This is a genomic window from Aquimarina sp. AU119 (assembly GCF_900312735.1).
Taxonomy (GTDB): domain Bacteria; phylum Bacteroidota; class Bacteroidia; order Flavobacteriales; family Flavobacteriaceae; genus Aquimarina; species Aquimarina algiphila.
Genome location: NZ_OMPF01000008.1, coordinates 72,021 through 90,252 on the forward strand (window position 1 = coordinate 72,021; position 18,232 = coordinate 90,252).

The 18,232-nt window shown below is 28.7% G+C and carries 25 protein-coding genes; 1 reads left to right on the plus strand and 24 read right to left on the minus strand.

Going from position 1 to position 18,232, the window contains the following annotated elements; genetic code table 11:
* Nucleotides 1-69 precede the first annotated feature (69 nt).
* The 4 genes from DK442_RS07965 to DK442_RS07980 form a co-directional block, all read right to left on the minus strand.
* A complete protein-coding gene (locus DK442_RS07965) occupies nucleotides 70-633 on the minus strand; it encodes a Crp/Fnr family transcriptional regulator (RefSeq protein ID WP_109435334.1) in 564 nt (187 codons plus the stop codon).
* Between the two features lie 140 nt (nucleotides 634-773).
* On the minus strand, nucleotides 774-1,412 hold the full coding sequence (locus DK442_RS07970) for a hypothetical protein (RefSeq protein ID WP_109435335.1): 639 nt from the start codon (nucleotides 1,410-1,412) through the stop codon (nucleotides 774-776).
* Between the two features lie 143 nt (nucleotides 1,413-1,555).
* A complete protein-coding gene (locus DK442_RS07975) occupies nucleotides 1,556-2,347 on the minus strand; it encodes a DJ-1/PfpI family protein (RefSeq protein WP_109435336.1) in 792 nt (263 codons plus the stop codon).
* 183 nt (nucleotides 2,348-2,530) lie between these two features.
* On the minus strand, nucleotides 2,531-2,911 hold the full coding sequence (locus DK442_RS07980; RefSeq protein WP_109435337.1) for a hypothetical protein: 381 nt from the start codon (nucleotides 2,909-2,911) through the stop codon (nucleotides 2,531-2,533).
* A 233-nt stretch (nucleotides 2,912-3,144) separates the two neighbouring features.
* Here DK442_RS07980 and DK442_RS07985 point away from each other — a divergent pair, with 233 nt between their 5' ends.
* Nucleotides 3,145-3,822, plus strand: a complete 678-nt coding sequence (locus DK442_RS07985; RefSeq protein WP_109435338.1) for a class I SAM-dependent methyltransferase — start codon at nucleotides 3,145-3,147, stop codon at nucleotides 3,820-3,822.
* Between the two features lie 40 nt (nucleotides 3,823-3,862).
* Here DK442_RS07985 and DK442_RS07990 read toward each other — a convergent pair whose 3' ends face one another.
* The 20 genes from DK442_RS07990 to DK442_RS08085 form a co-directional block, all read right to left on the minus strand.
* On the minus strand, nucleotides 3,863-4,348 hold the full coding sequence (locus DK442_RS07990; protein ID WP_109435339.1) for a GNAT family N-acetyltransferase: 486 nt from the start codon (nucleotides 4,346-4,348) through the stop codon (nucleotides 3,863-3,865).
* 111 nt (nucleotides 4,349-4,459) lie between these two features.
* Complete coding sequence (locus DK442_RS07995; RefSeq protein WP_109435340.1) at nucleotides 4,460-5,350, minus strand: alpha/beta hydrolase; 891 nt, start codon at nucleotides 5,348-5,350, stop codon at nucleotides 4,460-4,462.
* Nucleotides 5,351-5,483: 133 nt separating this feature from the next.
* Nucleotides 5,484-6,098 carry a hypothetical protein gene (locus DK442_RS08000; protein ID WP_109435341.1) on the minus strand — a complete coding sequence of 205 codons (615 nt, stop codon included), beginning with the start codon at nucleotides 6,096-6,098 and terminating at the stop codon, nucleotides 5,484-5,486.
* A gap of 181 nt (nucleotides 6,099-6,279) precedes the next feature.
* Nucleotides 6,280-6,879: a DUF6624 domain-containing protein gene (locus tag DK442_RS08005; RefSeq protein ID WP_109435342.1), complete on the minus strand. Its 600-nt coding sequence runs from the start codon at nucleotides 6,877-6,879 to the stop codon at nucleotides 6,280-6,282.
* 175 nt (nucleotides 6,880-7,054) lie between these two features.
* Complete coding sequence (locus tag DK442_RS08010; protein WP_109435343.1) at nucleotides 7,055-7,714, minus strand: alpha/beta hydrolase; 660 nt, start codon at nucleotides 7,712-7,714, stop codon at nucleotides 7,055-7,057.
* A gap of 97 nt (nucleotides 7,715-7,811) precedes the next feature.
* Nucleotides 7,812-8,309: a DinB family protein gene (locus tag DK442_RS08015; RefSeq protein WP_109435344.1), complete on the minus strand. Its 498-nt coding sequence runs from the start codon at nucleotides 8,307-8,309 to the stop codon at nucleotides 7,812-7,814.
* Between the two features lie 141 nt (nucleotides 8,310-8,450).
* A complete protein-coding gene (locus tag DK442_RS08020) occupies nucleotides 8,451-8,975 on the minus strand; it encodes a DUF4269 domain-containing protein (RefSeq protein ID WP_109435345.1) in 525 nt (174 codons plus the stop codon).
* 107 nt (nucleotides 8,976-9,082) lie between these two features.
* Complete coding sequence (locus DK442_RS08025) at nucleotides 9,083-9,454, minus strand: DUF1428 domain-containing protein (RefSeq protein WP_109435346.1); 372 nt, start codon at nucleotides 9,452-9,454, stop codon at nucleotides 9,083-9,085.
* A 181-nt stretch (nucleotides 9,455-9,635) separates the two neighbouring features.
* Nucleotides 9,636-10,199: a hypothetical protein gene (locus tag DK442_RS08030; RefSeq protein WP_109435347.1), complete on the minus strand. Its 564-nt coding sequence runs from the start codon at nucleotides 10,197-10,199 to the stop codon at nucleotides 9,636-9,638.
* Between the two features lie 76 nt (nucleotides 10,200-10,275).
* Nucleotides 10,276-10,764, minus strand: coding sequence for a nuclear transport factor 2 family protein (locus DK442_RS08035; protein WP_200825098.1), 489 nt, complete (start codon nucleotides 10,762-10,764; stop codon nucleotides 10,276-10,278).
* Nucleotides 10,765-10,872: 108 nt separating this feature from the next.
* Entirely contained in the window at nucleotides 10,873-11,292 is a 420-nt protein-coding gene (locus tag DK442_RS08040; RefSeq protein ID WP_109435348.1) for a hypothetical protein, read from the minus strand.
* Between the two features lie 202 nt (nucleotides 11,293-11,494).
* Nucleotides 11,495-11,920 (minus strand): hypothetical protein, encoded by a 426-nt coding sequence (locus DK442_RS08045; protein WP_109435349.1) that lies wholly within the window; start codon nucleotides 11,918-11,920, stop codon nucleotides 11,495-11,497.
* A gap of 161 nt (nucleotides 11,921-12,081) precedes the next feature.
* Nucleotides 12,082-12,765: a hypothetical protein gene (locus tag DK442_RS08050; protein WP_109435350.1), complete on the minus strand. Its 684-nt coding sequence runs from the start codon at nucleotides 12,763-12,765 to the stop codon at nucleotides 12,082-12,084.
* A 29-nt stretch (nucleotides 12,766-12,794) separates the two neighbouring features.
* On the minus strand, nucleotides 12,795-13,331 hold the full coding sequence (locus tag DK442_RS08055) for a YcxB family protein (RefSeq protein WP_109435351.1): 537 nt from the start codon (nucleotides 13,329-13,331) through the stop codon (nucleotides 12,795-12,797).
* Nucleotides 13,332-13,526: 195 nt separating this feature from the next.
* On the minus strand, nucleotides 13,527-14,216 hold the full coding sequence (locus DK442_RS08060) for an SH3 domain-containing protein (protein ID WP_109435352.1): 690 nt from the start codon (nucleotides 14,214-14,216) through the stop codon (nucleotides 13,527-13,529).
* A gap of 178 nt (nucleotides 14,217-14,394) precedes the next feature.
* On the minus strand, nucleotides 14,395-15,021 hold the full coding sequence (locus DK442_RS08065) for a hypothetical protein (RefSeq protein ID WP_235010921.1): 627 nt from the start codon (nucleotides 15,019-15,021) through the stop codon (nucleotides 14,395-14,397).
* 295 nt (nucleotides 15,022-15,316) lie between these two features.
* Entirely contained in the window at nucleotides 15,317-15,853 is a 537-nt protein-coding gene (locus DK442_RS08070; RefSeq protein WP_109435354.1) for a GNAT family N-acetyltransferase, read from the minus strand.
* Nucleotides 15,854-16,091: 238 nt separating this feature from the next.
* The gene (locus DK442_RS08075) at nucleotides 16,092-16,850 is read right to left on the minus strand and encodes a hypothetical protein (protein WP_109435355.1); all 759 of its coding nucleotides are present in this window, start codon (nucleotides 16,848-16,850) and stop codon (nucleotides 16,092-16,094) included.
* Nucleotides 16,851-16,873: 23 nt separating this feature from the next.
* A complete protein-coding gene (locus tag DK442_RS08080) occupies nucleotides 16,874-17,596 on the minus strand; it encodes a hypothetical protein (protein ID WP_109435356.1) in 723 nt (240 codons plus the stop codon).
* Nucleotides 17,597-17,733: 137 nt separating this feature from the next.
* Complete coding sequence (locus DK442_RS08085; protein WP_109435357.1) at nucleotides 17,734-18,231, minus strand: GNAT family N-acetyltransferase; 498 nt, start codon at nucleotides 18,229-18,231, stop codon at nucleotides 17,734-17,736.
* Nucleotide 18,232 lies beyond the last annotated feature (1 nt).

Consider the following 18,232-nt stretch of genomic DNA (forward strand, 5'->3'; position numbering starts at 1 on the left):
GTACACAGGAGGTATGTCACTTCTTTAAAGTGATGTAGATCACATTTTGAAGGTGAAAAGAAAAGAAAATTATGAGTTTAACCTACTAAGTGTCTCTCTGGAAACTCCTAAATAGGCTGCGATCATTTTTTTAGGAACACGCTGTAAAAGGGTAGGGTATTGTTCTAGAAGTAAGTTATATCTTTCTTTTGCAGAGTTTTGTAAAAGCGATAAAATTCTATTCTGAAGTCCAATTCGACCAATTTTACTTTTTTTGGCCCAAAAACGTTCCATCTTATGCATTTCTGCAGTTAATCGTTCCCTATTTTCATATGTGATATATAAAAGTTCACTATCTTCAATACAATCGATAGAGGTTTTAGATGCGACTTGTTTTACAAAAGATTCATAATCCGTAATCCACCAATTTTCCATTCCAAATTGGATAATGTGTTCTTTTCCATTATCATCAACGAAATAGCTTTTCAGACAACCATTAATAATCCAATATTCTTTATTAACGAACTCTCCTTCTTGAATAATATATTGATGTTTACGCTTTTTGATTTGCTCAAAATGACTTAAAACAAAATCAAACTCTTCATCGGTAAGGCTAATGATTTCTTCGATATGTTTTCTAAGAGGATGTGTCATTTTAATTGTTGATAGCAGTTAGTACGTAGTAAGTAGGGTAATAGAAGACGATAAGTTTTTAGGTTTAACAAATTTTGTGAACAGCAATACATTCTTCCAAACCATAGAATGATTTTTTACTACATACAACGGTATTCACTTTATATTTTAATTTTTTCAATGATTTCATATAACTCATTTTTTCCATTATCAGTTGCGAAAGAAACAATAAACGAAAGACTAAATCCTTTTGTTACTGTAGAAATATAATGTTGAATTACTGTTTTATTCATATGGTCAAGCTTAGCTTCCATAATGTAAAAAGTAGATTTCCCGATTGTTTTTTCATACACTTCTTTTTCAAAATAATATGACATTTGAGATTGTTCCAATAACTTCTTTGCGTGAAATAGATAATCACTTCCGTTTTTAATCCCAGGGAAATTATTGATATTTTCTGCAACAACCATGAATGAAGGGTTAAATTCGACTGCCGAACCAACTTCATGTTTAAAAACGGCTAGGAGGTAGGCTGTATTTACCTGTGATGCTTTAACGATTGCTTTTAAGTTTTTGTCCTCTCCTGTAGTTAATTCACTACCCATTTCTATAATATTGTTCATCTGTTGTTTGTCTTGAACAATCCAATTGGGGTCAAATGAGATTTCCATATCAAAATATTCATTTTTATATGAACCATTTTCGGTTTTTCCAAAATCAAAGTTGTCTGGTAATTTCTTTTCTTGATTTGTACAACTTAGAGTTGTTATCGCAATAATTAAGTAAATAATTTGTCTCATGTGTGTTTTATTAATACTAACGTTATAAGTATGTATCTCAACTTAGAAAAATGTTACCCTATCACGAGCAATTTTGTTAAATCATAACGAAAACAGGACAACCTTCAGTTATTCAATCCCATCATAGATTTTCTAATCGATTATTAGTGATTCATGCTTTTGGTTTTTCTTCTATATTTCATACCATTTGGTGCTATTGGCCAATCTTCTTTTTCGTGAAATTTATATTGCAAAGCTCTTGAAATCATTTGTTTTATCTTTTCTCCACTATGCTTACCAACAATATGTAAAGCTGCATCTATTCCTGAGGTAATTCCAGAAGAAGTAATCAACTTACCTTCATCTACAAATCGTACATCTTTAATCAACTTTATTTTCGGATATTGTTTAGAAAAATCATCTGCTACAAAATAATGAGTAGTAGCTTTTTTATGATCTAAGGCGTTTGTATTTGCTAATAAATAAGAACCAGTGCATATGGAGACCGTTTTTGTCTTTTCTTTAGCATTCCAATCTGCTATAAAATTAGTAAATGTATTATTTTGGACTAAAGTATTAATAACAGGCATACTAGCTCCTGGAATTATTAGGTAATTAGCATCTGGCATGTCTTTAATACTATAATCTGGTTTTAATCTAATGGTATTATTTTCTGTTCGAATTATCGATGTATCTAATGCAATTGTAAATATTTCATATTTTCCTTTGGTCAATTTTTTTGCTTTGGAAAACACCTCAATCGGTCCGGCAAAATCTTGTAAGACTACATCCTGATATATCAATACTGCAATTTTCTGGGTTTCTGTTTCATTTTTTGTTGATCTTGTAATTGAGTCCATCAATGCATTATGATTCATCTCTTGGGTGAAACCATTTAGAGTAATTAGATTTACAATTAAGATGATGGAATAGATTATAAGTGTTGTGTGTTGCATTTAGAGTAAAACTATGTTTTGTATACGATTTTAACTATTTGTATTGAATCAATAATGGAAATAAGAGAATATTTTATCAGGGATAAAGATACTTAATATCAGTTAGTTTTTGATACTGTACTTAGCTTGTTGTAGTATGAAAACGTTGTTATAATTAATAATACGTTTTATTGTGTTTTGTATTTAACTTTTATCTGTAATACTTTTAATTTTTCCATTTTCGAACTTAAATTCTGATTTGCCTTTCACCTCTAAAATTTCTCCTGTTTTTAATCCATTGGGTAGATCTATAGCCAAAATTGCTTTATAGTCAATTTCAATAGTAACATTTTGTTTATCAAATTTCCAAGACTTAATGATTTGTTTACGCTTTTTAAAATAATGTTTTGCCGATTCTGCTTGATTTTTAAACTCAAGTATTCCTTCGGTTCTAAAATCCACTTTTCCATTAGACATATTCTCAAAAACAATTTTTCTGTCTAAATTTTTCAACATTCCATCTATGTCAAACTCATTATATGATGTAACATAGTTTTCAATCATATTTTTTTGCTGTTCTTTCATATCTATTCAGGTTTGAAAACTTAACGTAAGAATTTGTACCGTACATAAAACAATATAGTTAGTTATATAATCTAAAATACTAATAAATTCGGATTGCTGACTTCAAAAAGGATAAATCACATTAGATTGCTAAAGAGAATTGAATATCTGTTATTACATATAATTTGTAGGTTTGTTTTATAATTACATCTGAATACATATCATCATACTTTTATAACTTGTATAGAGTGTTTATGAAGAAGAAAGAAAATGAGACTAAAAGAATAAAGAAACCCTGGCCAACCAAAGATGTTATGGAGCAGGTTTATGAAATGAAGCTTTGGGGTGATAACAAAACTAATTTTTACTCGGGTATAGGGTCACATCATCCCGAATTGGTACATCCATATATTGATGTTTTGACATCATTCTTATCATCCTTCAAAAAAAACCTTGTGGTATGTGATTTAGGTTGTGGAGATTTTAATGTAGGAAAAGAATTGGTAAAGCATACCAAAAAATATATTGCGGTAGATATAGTAGAAGACCTCATAGAATATAATAAAGAAAGATTTAAGGATGCGAATTTAGAATTCTATTGTTTAGATCTTGCAGAAGATGATTTACCCTCTGGAGATTGTGCTTTATTAAGACAAGTACTACAACATTTATCCAATACTGAAGTACAAAGTATAGTAAATAAATTAATCGATTATAAATATGTTATTGTAACAGAACATTTACCTAAAGGAGATTTTGTGCCTAATAAAGAAATTATTTCTGGACAAGGAATTAGACTGAAGAAGCAAAGTGGCTTAGACTTATTGGCTCCACCATTTAATCTTAAAGTAATAGAAGAAAAACAATTATTGTCTGTTATTTTAGATGACAATAAAGGACGTATAGTAACTACACTTTATAAAATTTTTTAAATTTCACTTAATATTGATATTTATGTGCTTCTTTTCGTTCTTAGCTAAGATCTTTATACATAATATAAGTATTAACAAATCCTAATTTTGAGTGCCTAAATCCATTTGGAGTAGTTCCAATTATTTTAAATCCATATCGTTTCCATAATTCTACAGCACCTTTGTTTGTGCTAACAACAATATTAAATTGAATACTTTTATATCCACTTTCTTTAGCTGTTTTTATAGAGTGTTCACAAAGTTTTTTTCCAATTCCTTTTCCTTGAGCATTAGGACTTACCATATAACTACAATTTGCAATATGATTTCCCAAACCTATTTGATTAGGTTTGATAACGTATGTTCCGAGAATAGTTTTATTTTCTTCAATGATAAAAGTTTGCATATAATCTGCAAACCAATATTTTTTTAAATCAGATTTAGGTGTTTTTGGATCGAAAACATATGTGTCTCCTGTTGCAATAACCTTTGAAAAGATATCCCAAACTTGATTATAATCAAGCTCTGTTGCTTTGCGTATATTCAATTTTATTTAGATTTAAAATTATCTATAACATTTCGACGATGATATTAGCACAGGATTAAAGCAGTGAACTTTTAATTGTATTTATGAGATCAACTAAAATTTAATTTACACTTAGTCCTTTGTCAATTCTAATTCGTTTAAGAATCTCCATATTTTTTCATTTAACATTAATCTTTGTTCTTTTGAAAATTTTCCATGACCTCCTCCTTCAATAGTTACTAATTCTGTTTTAATGTTATTTGCTTTTAATTTTTCATAAAGAAGCACAGACTGTTGATATGGAACATATGGATCTTTGTTACCGTGTATAATTAGTATTGGGGGACTATTTTTATCTACATAATAAAATGGTGAAACAGATTCTATAAATTCTTTGTTTTTATAAGCATCACCCAGCCATCTTTTGACAGATCCCTTTATCATTAATGTTAAATCTGATGGTGCGTATTTATCAATAATTGCAGCTATTTTAATTTTAGTATCATATTCACAGTTCGTATCAAATTTTCTATTATTACCCAATAAACCGGTCATAAGAGCCAAATGACCTCCTGTAGAACCTCCCATTACAACGATCTTGTTAGTATCAATGTTTAATGCTTTAGCATGTTTATACAAATATATTAGCGCACATCGAAGGTCTTCAATCGCTCCAGGGGCTGGAGAAACGTCTACCAAACGATATTCTACATTGGCAACAGCAAATCCTTTCTTAAAAAAATATCCAAAACCAGTTTGTGACTCTTTAACACCATGATTCCATCCTCCGCCATGAATATTAATAACAATGGGAGTTGGTTTTTCTGAAATCGGATTAGTATATATATCCATACGACCTTCCCAATGCTCTATTTTGGTATAGACTACGTCAATTTGGGCTTTATAATTATTTGGATACTTAACGGGTTTATATGTGGTTTCTTGACATGATACATTAAGAAAGGACCCCAACGAGAGTATGACCAATAAAAAATATCTTTTCGTATATAATTTAGATTTCATAATAAATAGGTATAATAACAAAGCAAAACATTACTCATTCAGTGATTTTTCTGTACTCTTTTTAATCTTTTACTACTAAAACTTTTCAATACTATAGCTTATGTACAATAATTCTTGGTATTGCCTTCAGTTTTTACCTATGTAAAATCTGTCTTTCTGCTCTAGATTTTAATTTTCGAAACAGGGATAAAAGAGTAATTCCTAAAAATAAAGAATATCCAATAATTAATTTCACTTTTCCTAGATTGGCTAATATAAAAACTAGCCCGGCTAATCCGATACGACCTCCTCCACGTAATTCAAAAACGGTTCCGTTATCGATTTCAATTGCATAATACATACTCCATATAAAAACTCCGGTTAAAATTAGTATGGCAAAGATTTGAGCTTTACAATAATTTAAAAAAGTTGGTAATTCAGATTTATATTTTAATCCTTTAATATCATCTTTTAAAAAATCAAAAATTTCGTTTTTTATTTTTTCATCCTCCACATTGAGCTCCTCTTCTGAGTCCTTTCCAAAGAATATCTTTATATGCTTAATCCCCTTTTGGTTAATTATTTTTTTTATGTATTTGTAGGGTATACTGAATAATTCCTTTTCAATTTCATTATTTGTGGAAGTTTCTATATTATAATTGAATTTGTTTATTTTTTCAGGATCAAGATTCCCTTTGTAAATGGTTTGATTTTTAATCAAAATTAACTTGTCAGATTTAGCTTCAGAAAGCTTCCAGAGTTTATTCATTTTTATACTTTAACCTATTTTTTAATTAATGTCAACATTTAATATATATGTCATGATAGAGCAAAATGTTACCTAGGTATTTACAATTATACATTGATTTTATATTTTTACTTCTAAAACCATAACAGTAATTTTCTCTTATTTCTTTTTTCAATTCAAACAGGTTGGTTATTGATAGTTTTTATTTTGTCCATCCAACCTTTTTTTGCCATTTTTTAATTTCTTGTTTCCTTTTTTCAAAATCAATTGGCGGTGATTGATTTTCATTTTTAGCTTGTGTTCTTATAATTTCTGTCTGTTCTTCAAGTGTATTAAGTCCAATTGATTTTCTTCTTTGATTTACTTTGGTCAAATCGTCAAAACTATATGGACTTAACTCTTTGTTTTTATCCCAATCAAATTGAGTTCCATAACGTTGTGGATTACCTTCAAATACAGCTATTCGGTCAGTTAGACACGCTAGATTTTTTGGATTTGCTTTATTATCATTTACAGCCTTTTCTAATAGTTTCTCACACTTTTTCATAAAAGAAGGTTGCCCGATCGAATGTTGTATAATTAACCAAGTTGCTTCATTAGCTTCTTTACCTACTTTATCAATTGTAGGGTAACCGATTGCATCTATTATTTCATCTAAAGCTTCAGCATTTTTGTTGTGCAATTTCTCCATTTCTTTGTTATATCCTTCATCGAGTTGTCCAGTTTGTATCAGCTTGTCCCTAAGTTCAAGGTCCGCATTTTTTAATTCAATTATTCTTTTTGCAATGTTTTTGTAATCCATTTTATTGTTCCTATTGACTTAAATTACTAAATAAGATAATTCTTGTTTATTCACATTCACCAAAGTGAAATAGAATGAGGTATCTCTATTAGATTTATCTCTTTTTTTTTAGATAAAATTGTTCTTTAGTTATTTTCAATCTTTAGCCATTTGCTTCTTAATATTTACCGTGTTTTTACATCTTAGCTAGAGATTGATTAATAATATCAGATATTTCATTTGCTTTATTTACGATCATAAAATGACCACCTCCTTTAATCCATATTGTATTATCTATATTTCTATTTGTAAAAATTCTGTCTTTACTACCTTGAATATGTATGATATTATACTTTCCCTGGGAGAAGTTTTTCCATTGCATAATCTTATCAATAGCCCACACCATGAATCTTTCATCAGTATCATTAATAATTGCACTTAATAGTTTAGATTCTTCTTTTGACTCTGTACCAAAATAATAATCGGCAGTTAATTTATTAGACCATTTGAGGATAAATGAAGGTATAATCTTATATATTTTGGTAAAACTAGCTAGCTTTAGATTAAGTCCATAGTCTTTAAAGCTTTTGACACTTGAAATTATTATAAGTTTTTCTACCTGTATATGTTTAGCTATTTCTTGTACAACAATTCCTCCAAAAGAAACTCCAATAAGTATAATTGGTTTTGATCTATCAATTTGATCAATCAGCCTTTTTGAATAGGAGTCAAGTGACTCTTTTTTATTTGGTTCTAACCATTTAATAAAAGTTTCATTAGCATTTTCAATTTTTAAAAAAGTAAAGACTCTTTCATCTGCACCTAATCCACTAACATAATAGATGTTTTTTGTCATTTTTTTCTAATTAATATGACGTTTATTTTTTTACTTTATTGTTTTTAATTCAATTTATAAAGGTTTAGTCCCATACAAGTAAACAACATGCAATGAGTCATTGGTTGTAACTTTCTTTCAAATATTTGATGATTATTCCTAATTGGCCTAAATGATATAAATCGTGGTGTAACATTCCGTTGATTACAAAGCTATATTTATAATAATCTTTAAAATCTGTATCATAGTACTCTTCCTCAAGAAACGTATCACTTTTTGATTCTAGCAGGTTTATTAATTCGGTTAGGGTTTTGTTATATTTTAATATGATATTTTGCCAACCCATTGGTTCTAATCTTTGATTATTCAGCCAATTTTCTTCACAATCGTCTGTTTTACTTCCTTTTCCGGTTCGAATCTTTAATATGGTTTCTTGTCTCCATAAGGTTAAATGAGAAATTATTTCTGCTATACTATGCAAACCTTTTATTGGTCTTGTGAAAAACAAATTTTCATCAATTTGATTCAATTTAGTATTAAAATTACTCCCAATCCATAATTTTCCATTCTGGACTTCAATTAGTTGTTCAACGATGTGGTTGATTAAGGTATTCATTAAGTTGTTATGAGATATTCGTGTTTGACATATGACGCTAGTGAACTAAGTTAGCAAAAAAGGACAAAGAGTGACAAAATTTGAAATAATATCCTGAACTATTTTAGGGGTTATAAACTTTCCTTATTGTATACTTTGTTTTTATATTTGAACCTTTAACAATTCTTCATAGGGATTACCAGTTAACCCTAGTAATTTAGCAAAAGCAGGTTCAGTTTTTAATCCTTCTTTTTTTAGTTTCCTAATGTCAGTCTTAAATTTTGCTCCCATTTTTTTCAAAATTTTATACTCAATCATCATATGTTTATATGCGTTTTGTTCTTGAGTAGGAATATTCTGCCCAAAAATTTCGATTTCAAAACTTTCGATTCTAAATTTTGCTAGTATTGATTTCACATTATTACAATTTATGGTTCTGATTTGAAAATCCTTTTCGTTTGCAAATAATTCAGTTAAAAGTATATAGAACTCTTCATAATTTTTACATTCACAAATGATATCCAGGTCGCTGTTGGTTAAATCAATATCAATTGGAATTGTTCCTGTTAAAATTGGGTTATAACTTCTAAGGTGATCTAAAATCTTAATTTTTTTCAACACTTTATAAGCTTGTCGTTGACGTTTATTTCCAGATTTTAAATAATCAATTTTTGTGAAATCATTCATTTAGTACCAGTTAATTTAAGACGATGTACATAACAGTTTGTTCATGGTGAGTTATAGAAAATCGGTTGTAATTTTTTGTCAATAACTGATCAAGACCCCTTGTTAATCTATTGGACGAGAGGTTGAAATCCACCATATACCATTCGTTTGGCATCAAAGATCATTTTTGAAGGATCTGTTAATGGGGAAATTAAGTTATTCATTCTCGGGTCTTTAGCGACCTTTTGATTTGCTAAGTCACGTGTTGCTTTTGAATCAAATACAACCCATCCAAATACAATGACTTCATCTTCTTTTGCATCTAAGAGTTCTGGGAAAGTACGTGTCCCTTCAAACATTAAATCCTCACCAACATACTCAAAATATGCTAGTGCACCATGTTCTTTCCAAATCTTTGCAACAGTTTCGGCAACATGTTTGTATTCGTCCAGATGATTTTGCGGAATGGGAAGGGCGAATCCGTCGATATAATTTGTCATGTTTTCTTAATCGTTTTTATTTAGAATCTATTTTTTGTTGTTAATCAACGATCTCTTGTAAGATTAGTAGATTTTTCTACTCACTAGCTTTTATTTTGCAAGCATAGTATCATATTAAATATACAAAAAACATCTAGCTATCCCTTAATCGCTATGACATAACACCTAGTAATTTAGGACGTTATTTTCTGTTTTTGTACAGCTCAATTGCTTTTAAGAACTTTATTCCCCCAGTTTCTGTTTGGTCGTATATGAATCCATTTAATTCAGGATGATTTTCGTCAATCCAGGTTAAGAGTTTAGTTTTGTTTTTCTCCCAAGTTTTTTCATTAAAATTCACGTAATCTATTTCTACAGTAACTATTTTATTTTTTTGAAACCTTATACTTTGATTAGTTATAAATGGTTCTTCATGAAGGAAAAAGATTCTTTTATCCATTTTTGAAATCTTTGCTTTAATAATTCCGTCTTGTTGCTCTATTTCTAGTATTTCATAGTTAGGATCAAAAACAGAATCCCATTTTAGAAACTCCAGGTATTCGTTTTGAGAATAAACCTGTTTATATTCTCCTTCTTTGGTAATTAAACTATCTGCAAACCAAATCTTTATTCCAGTATAATCAGAATTGTCAAGAACCTTAAAGTATTGCTTTGCAATTTCAAGTTGATCAATTTCTTCCTTAGAAGTTTTACAGGATATAAATGCAATTGTCAAAAACGATAATAGGATTATAATTCTATTCATATATTTTAGATTAAGTATAAAAACCTTATGTGTTTTGATACATTGTTACCCACTGTTTTTTTTTAAATTAGTTTTCTTAATGAAGACTTACTACTTTCTTAATTTTCCATTTTCCATTTTGATTATTCCAGATTAATATAAACTTCATAGGTATTGATTCAGCATCCGGCTCTTGATTGTTGTAATATTTATGAAAACCTATTTGTACTGCTCCATAATCGTGAATCGGATATACCTCAACACTTTCTTTTAATAGTGTTCTTGTTACTTTTCCACAAATATTACGTTTGGTTCCATCAATAATATCTTGTTTTGAGGTCATTAATCCACCTTTGTCATGAAAGAATTCTATATCATCACTATAAATGTCTGCTTGCTTTTTTAAATCACAAGTATTGTAGGCGTCAAAAAACTCTTTATCCATAGCTAATATTTCATTGAATAAATTCTTGTTCGCTGGAGTATATTGCCTTATTTGATTATCTTTTTTCTCTGATTCTGATTTACATGATAAAAATGAGATTGAAATAATTAAGTATGTAAATAATATAATTGCTTGTTTCATTTAACTTTATTAATGGTTTATGGCGTACAGGTAATGTTTAATATATGTGTCGTAGTCGTGTAAATTGTTACTTAATTGGCGACAATATTATGTGTTTTTTACCTCTTTTTATCTTGTGAGGTAATTATGAATAAACACGATATTTATTATAATTAAAATCCAGAATAAAGTTCCATACCATCGAACTTTTCTAGCTTCTCGTGCCTTTTCTTCATATCCATACTTTTCATATCGTTCAAATTCTGACGTTGAAAAATGATCAGACTTTCTCCATCTTTGCATAGGAATAAAAAATGGTAAAAAGAAAAGGGGTATCCATTCTCTCGTTGTCAAAGGAGCAGTTTTGCGATTATTTTGGAATTTTTTATACTTGATGTACTCAGTCTCGACTTCTGATAACTGTTTTTGAGTCAGATTCCGAGTTTCTAATTCTAATTCAGCTTTTTTAACGTCATTTTTATTGACTCCATTTTTGATGAGGTCAAACAATTCAATATTAGTATATCGGTAAATCTTTTTATGATTCATGAATATCCAATTCACATAATGTACAACGTTTATTAGGTTTTATTGTATCAAGGCAAAATGTTACCATAATACGATCTGTAAATCTACGCGGATTTTATAACTTTTTCTTCATACTTCATACAAACTTGATGACATATCAAATATACTAGAGCTAATAAGTTATTACTTCATCATACTTCTTGATGTTAACGAATCTTTGGTTTTACCACCTTTCTTCCAATTTCTCAAAATTACCTTCATAAAAGAGTAGAAAAGCTTCAAGCCCGTCATTTTTTGTTTGCTCGGGGATTACACTACAGAAATCTTTATCGTAATAATCATATTCGATAAGTCCGAACCACTTTTTCCTCTTTCGAGTTATTGGTCTTTTGAAACAAACATAAAATTCATAATCATTTAATTGACCAACTATGGAAACCGATATTAATTTTCCATCATTATTTTCAACATTTAGAGAAGGAGAGCAATGAATGTTTTTGTCATCTGCATTCAGTTGTTCCTCTAACAATTCTTTCCAAGGGAATTTTTCATATTTATTTACAAATTCTTCCTTAGATAATAATCTTTTATTTACCAATTCGGCTTTTAAAGGGTGAGATTCAGAATATTTTAATTTCGAATAGGCCATTAGAATTTATGTTTGCTAACATGATTATGAAAGGTTAGTTGTATCAGCAAAGACTAAGTTAGTAAAAGCAAACGAGACGAGCCAGAGGCAAATACGTAGAATTTTACTAGCATACACAGAACCTATAATTAATTACATGTGGTATTGTTATCGCTATTTTTTTAGTTTCGACACTCATTTACAATATCTTTCATTAAAGAATCAAACTTTTGTTCTTCCTTAGAATTATAATCAGTTAGAGTGTCTTGATAGACTTCAAATTCTGTATAACGTATTGCTAAAGGTGATTCTGTTGAAGAACTTCCATCAATCATGATTCCGCCAATTCCTCCAGAACCGATCAATCGAATTCCCGGAACATGTTGAGTTCTATCTGAATCATTCTCATATCGTTCAATTTTTGTTCTTTCTTTATTTTTGTTGACAAAGTAGTATTTGTGGTCAATAATTCCGCCTTCAAATTCAGGCTTAATAATTAAAATTCCGTTATTAGGTATTTCTAAAACTCGACGTCCATTTTCTATTAAAGGTTCTATTCCACAATCTTCTCCGTAAACTATTATTATTTTTCCAGAATAATTCTCTGGTATGAGGTAGGTTTCTGGTTTTTCAGTATTAATTTTAATCCAAATGGGCCAAAATAAAATTACAAGAGTAATCATAGAAAAAATCCATATGATTTTTGTTTTTAATTTTTTTTTACTCAATGAAATGAGAATTATCCCAATAATAAAAATGGGTAATCCGATAAAAGTAAAAAAAGCCATAAAGGTCAATCCAATTCCACCTAGTATGAGAAATGCAATTCCAATATTGAAAAGTATGTTGCTTGTTCTTTGATTCATTCTAACGGTATATTATCCTTAGTACTTTTTTATTTCCATTCCCAATTTAGTTCGTCAATATATTCGGTTCCCAATTCTGCCAGACATCTTTTAAATTCAGCTTTATCCTTAATCGAATGTTTTGGAACTATAAGTGATAAATCGGTTGTCAATTTTATAAAGAAATGGTTTTTTGTTTCAATTAATTCTTTAAGTTCAGTTCCGTTTATTTTAGTTTCAGAAGTGAAGTCTTTTGCCCTTACAAAATTTTCATCAAGGATAATTTCTACGGACGTATCAATACGGTTTTTATAGTTTTCTTCAACGTATTTTTTAAAATGCCTTTTGTATCTCCAGCTTGAATAAATAGGGTAGAAGGCAAACCATAAAATTGCTGTAATTCCAAAAACTAAAATTCCAATGTAATTTTTGTCCTTAAGAGTCAAGTATAATCCATATATCAAAAAAATAATTGGAATTATAATTCTACTATTTTGACGTTTCTTTTTATGGGATTTAGATTTTGAAGATGCGTATAGTTGATATTCTAAAAAATCTAAGTTGGTAAGTTTATAGTTTAGATTCATTTTTGGTAGTAATGGTAGCGCTAAATATATGAATAGGAGAGGAGCAAGTATGTTTGAACCAATCGATCTATTTACACAATTTTTATTTCTTGTTTAAGTTATAAAAATTTAGTGCCACAGCAAAAAAAGAAATGACCTTATGATTGATACTTAACTTTGCTCTGATTTTTAGGTATAATATTGGATACATTTTTTTTAACAACCTGGAGAGTTAAAAAAAGATATTATTTTCCACTTTCCATCTATTTTTGCAATGATCATTTCTTTTATTAGGGAATAAGAAGTTAATTCTGCTGAAATATATCCAACTTGTCCGGATTTTAGCTTTATTTCAAGCCAATTTATTCCGTCAACCGTTTGATATGTACTTTTCTTCATTGTAATAATATTACAATCACAACTAAACTTTTCAAAAGATGATTGTCTTATAACTTTTCCTTTCAAGCTTGGTTTTTCTCTTATATTTACATTTTCTCCAATTACGATTATTTCGTTATCTCTATCTACTTTTTTTAAATATGAAGGTCCTTGAAATATTATTTTGTCATGAGGGATAATATTGTTGGGGTTTTCATCTTCAACTCTACTAAATCCAAATCTTAAAATAGTTAGCATATTCTTCCAAGATTCTTCAGAATTTTCTTCAAAATAGTATTTGATAAATTCATCCTTAGTACAACCGGGATATCCACATGTGTTTTTACTTTCTAATACACGATTTGCAAGAAAACCTTTAAGTTTTTCTTTATCTTTTTGGATTACACAGTGCAAAAGTTCTGTCTTAAATTTTAAAAATTCTAAATCTAAATAAGATTCATCATTGATTAATTGAGCATTTGTATTTAAACCAAGAAATCCGATTAATATGTATATAAAATTTCTCATTCGAATTGTAACCAACGTTAAATATATGTATCTAAGCAGAGCAAAAAATTACCATGCTTTTTGGATTTTTCTGCTCATTGATTTCTAGCTTTTCTTTTTGTTAGGCATTGCACTTTTATAAAAATACAATAGTCATTCGATTTATCAATTAGCTGCTATAACAATATAGGTATTATTGTCAATAGTTTAGTTTATTTATCTGAAGTTCTATTTCTTCAATTTTTTCAGCCCAATATTGAACTGCTAAAACTTTATCAGCTTTTTTGTTCTTTTTTGTACCAGATTTTATTTTATTAGGTATGCTATATATGTAATGACTGTTGTTGGCTAAATCTTTATTTTTTTCACTATTGGTCTTTGGTTCGATTCTATTAGACCAGAATCTTTTATGTTTAATAAACCCTTCTCTTTTCTCATTTAAAAACTCTAATAGTTGAGGTTTGTTTTTTGGAATATAACCTGGTCCAGAACAACCACAAGAGTGGAAAGTAATTCCGCTTTTGTATAAGTTTTTCATATGGCTCCAAGTTTTTAAGTCATTTTTCTTGGGAGATTCGAAATCCAAACCCATATTTGCCATTAATGCACTACACTCAGGACATTTTGAAGGAACACTTTCAAAATCTTTTGAATAGGCTGCTCCTTTATCAATATCAACCAATAATTTACGTTTAAATGTTTTTCGACATTCAAAACAAGCATAATGTTGTTTGTATGTAGTCATTCCGTATCTACACATAATTCTTATAATTAATGACGACGGTAAATATAATAAAACGGTTTTACCTCGAAGAATTGCCTCCAATAGATGGTTGTTTAGATAAGTTAATATTACCGTTCGAGTCTGAAATATCTATCGCTTTTTAACTCCAATTATGATTTTAGCATTTGTTGCTTTCAACGTGAATGTGATTTTTTTATTTTTTGGAAGTCCATTTACATAAATAGAAATAAATTTATGATATAAATTTCTTAGCTGTTTGACAATTAGATTTGTTTTTTCACTCTATGCAAAACAGAAATGATAGTAAAAAATAGAATTTTCATTCGAGTGTTTTTAACTTGTAGCTTGCTCATAGTGTTCTCAATAAACACTCGTTTTAATAGCATTTATTTGTTGTTAAAAGCTTTTGGTCGCAATAATACCAGACGGCATCTTCACTCCCAGGTTCATAGGGGGCAAATTTTTCGAATTCCATTCCGGCTTTTTCCATTACTCTGATCGATGCTTTATTTTCTTTCATTGCAATCGCAATTATCTTTTTTAATTTGAGTTTATCAAATCCGTAAGTTAAAATTGCACGAGAAGCTTCTGTTGCTATACCTGACCCCCAAAATTCTGGTAAGAATCTATAGCCAAGGTCAATTTCATCAAATTCTGGTAGATATGCTAAACCAGCCCATCCTACAAATTGCATTTCATTTTTTAGAAAAGTAGCCCATCTCCCGTATCCATACTTCTCATAATTCTTAATTCTTGTTTGTATTGCCTTTTCTATTTCTCCAATAGATTCAACTATAGGTTCACCTGTATACTTTTGTACATCTGGATCAGAGTGCAACCTAAATAATTTCTCTTTATCATCCAGAGTAATTTTTCTTAACAATAATCTTTCTGTTTCTATCAAGATTTTCATTCCAAATTATAGATAACGTTAAATATATAGCAAGTAGGGTAATAGAAAGTAATAAACATTTAGGTTTGTACTAAGCCAAATCAACGATTTGGCGGCATTGGTAAATAGCACTGAACTTTCGTAAACTAATGAACGCCTTCTTTGCTATATATACGGTGTTAACACTAGCATTATTTATTAGAATATACTTTACAAAAATAGTTTATTAATTAAAAGCTTCAATAACCAACCTATAAAATCACATTAACTTTCTAAAAGCTTTTGTGTATATTTTATCTGAATCATTTTTATTTTTTTGAGGGATAAGTATATGTGTTTTTGTTATCACATTTGCATCATTTCCATCGACACTTGTACTTCTAGTTTCATCAGTAAAACAAATGTATATTTCGTTATTTTTTTTCTCTAATTCTATATTAACCATATAATTAAAGGTCTTTAAAATATAATAATTACTTATTAAAACTATACCATACTTAAAACATTGTATTTCTTTAGTATTGTTATCCAAAGCATTATAAATTGGATTAAGAACATAAAGGTAAGAATTTAGTCCCCAAAAAAATGAAATCATCAAGAGATTATATCCAACAGCCAAGGCGAATTCCCCATCATTTTTTAAGTTATACCCTGCAATTATTGAAGTAATTGAAATTAAAAGAATCACTATTGAAATAATAGAGTTCTTTTTAATCTTTTTCTTTAAAACCTTCTTGATAAATTTGTTCCATTCCTTTTGTTCATATTCAAACTTTAATATAGGTTCAAGTCTTTTTTCAACAATATCTGAAATAAAAGCTCGCTTACTATGTTCGAAGATTAATTTTACAAATAAAATTGATAATTGCCCATATATAAAAGCATATAAGTAGTAATGTCCCTCTAAATTTTGAATTGCTATGTAACCAATAAAAGCTATAAGTGGAGTAAATAAAAAAATAATTGTAAGAACTTTGATAAAAGAGAAAGCTACATTGTCTTGATATGTTTTATCCATCAATCTTTACATTATTGTTAACATTAATTTTTTATTCGTTTTAAAATTAGTTCTTTCTCATTTTCACTATTCAAACCTTTGTCAAAGTGTTTATTGATCCAATAATTAGCTAACTCATAATCTTTTATTTCTTTATGAAGAAAAGCTAAAATATATTCGAAAGAAATTATTCTTTGTCCAATTTCAAAAGGTGGATTTTTGATATCCTTAAGTAACGCTGAAATATTTTTCTCAATTGTGGTTTTTCCATTAAACCATTTTTTTAGTTTAGGGATGTTATTTGATAATACACGGTTTAAACTATCCTTAAATTTTTGTTCGTTTACAGTGCTTATTCTATCAGGGTTAATAGGTCTGTTTTTTTTAAAACTTTCTTGCCAACTTTCTAAACGATTGAAATAAATAACTTTTGTTGATTTATCTGTTCGGTGATTAATTAGTTTTTTACCTGATATTGTGGGAACAAAATCAAAACAGTTACCAAAAGAGAAAGAACCGCCAAAACCTTTAAGTACATTGTATTCAACAACATGTTTTATCCCTTCATCATTGAAATCACTGAACCAAATATATTTTCCATTCCAATTATTGAGTCCAATTTCTGCAAATCTTGGTGTAACTACTTTTGCGAATATTTCAATCCGTTTTTCAAGTAATACTTCATCCAAATTTTGAATATCATCGTAGATATTGCTTATAGATTTTCGTCTATCAATTATATCTTTGATTTTATTAAAAATATTCATTATTCTGAGCTAAATTAATGTTAACATCTAGTATAAGAAATATAGGGTTGGCGATTTGCCAATAAACACGAACCTATCAAATTTTCTTAAACCACACTATGTTTTCTTATACGTTTTTGGCAAATCGGCTTTTATTTTTAACTAACTATCTTTTCCATTTTATAATCCTCAACAGAATGTCCATTCGGAAAGGAGTTTACAATCGATTCCATAATTTTAAATCCGTTTCTCAGATAAATATCAATCGTATTCTGGTTTTGTTGGTTAACAATTAACTCAATTTTTTCAATTCTGTTATTCGTTGCAAATTCATTAACATATTCTAGCGCTTTTTTTCCGATTTTTAGTCCACGAAAAGATTCCAGAATATAAAGTTTACTTAAAATTAATTTTTTATTCAGTATTTGAATTCCTAAATAACCAACATTTTTAGCGTCAAAATTTAAGAGAAAATAGTTGAAATTTTCGTTTTTAATTTGGTTTTCAATTGCATTTTCTGACTGAAACTCTTTTAAAAAATAATCGGTATGTTCAGCAGGAATTATTGGGTCATAAACTTCGTGCAAAATTATAGTCGCTAATTTTTCGATAATTCTATAATCCCTTCTATTTTGTGTCTTATTAATTTCAATCATT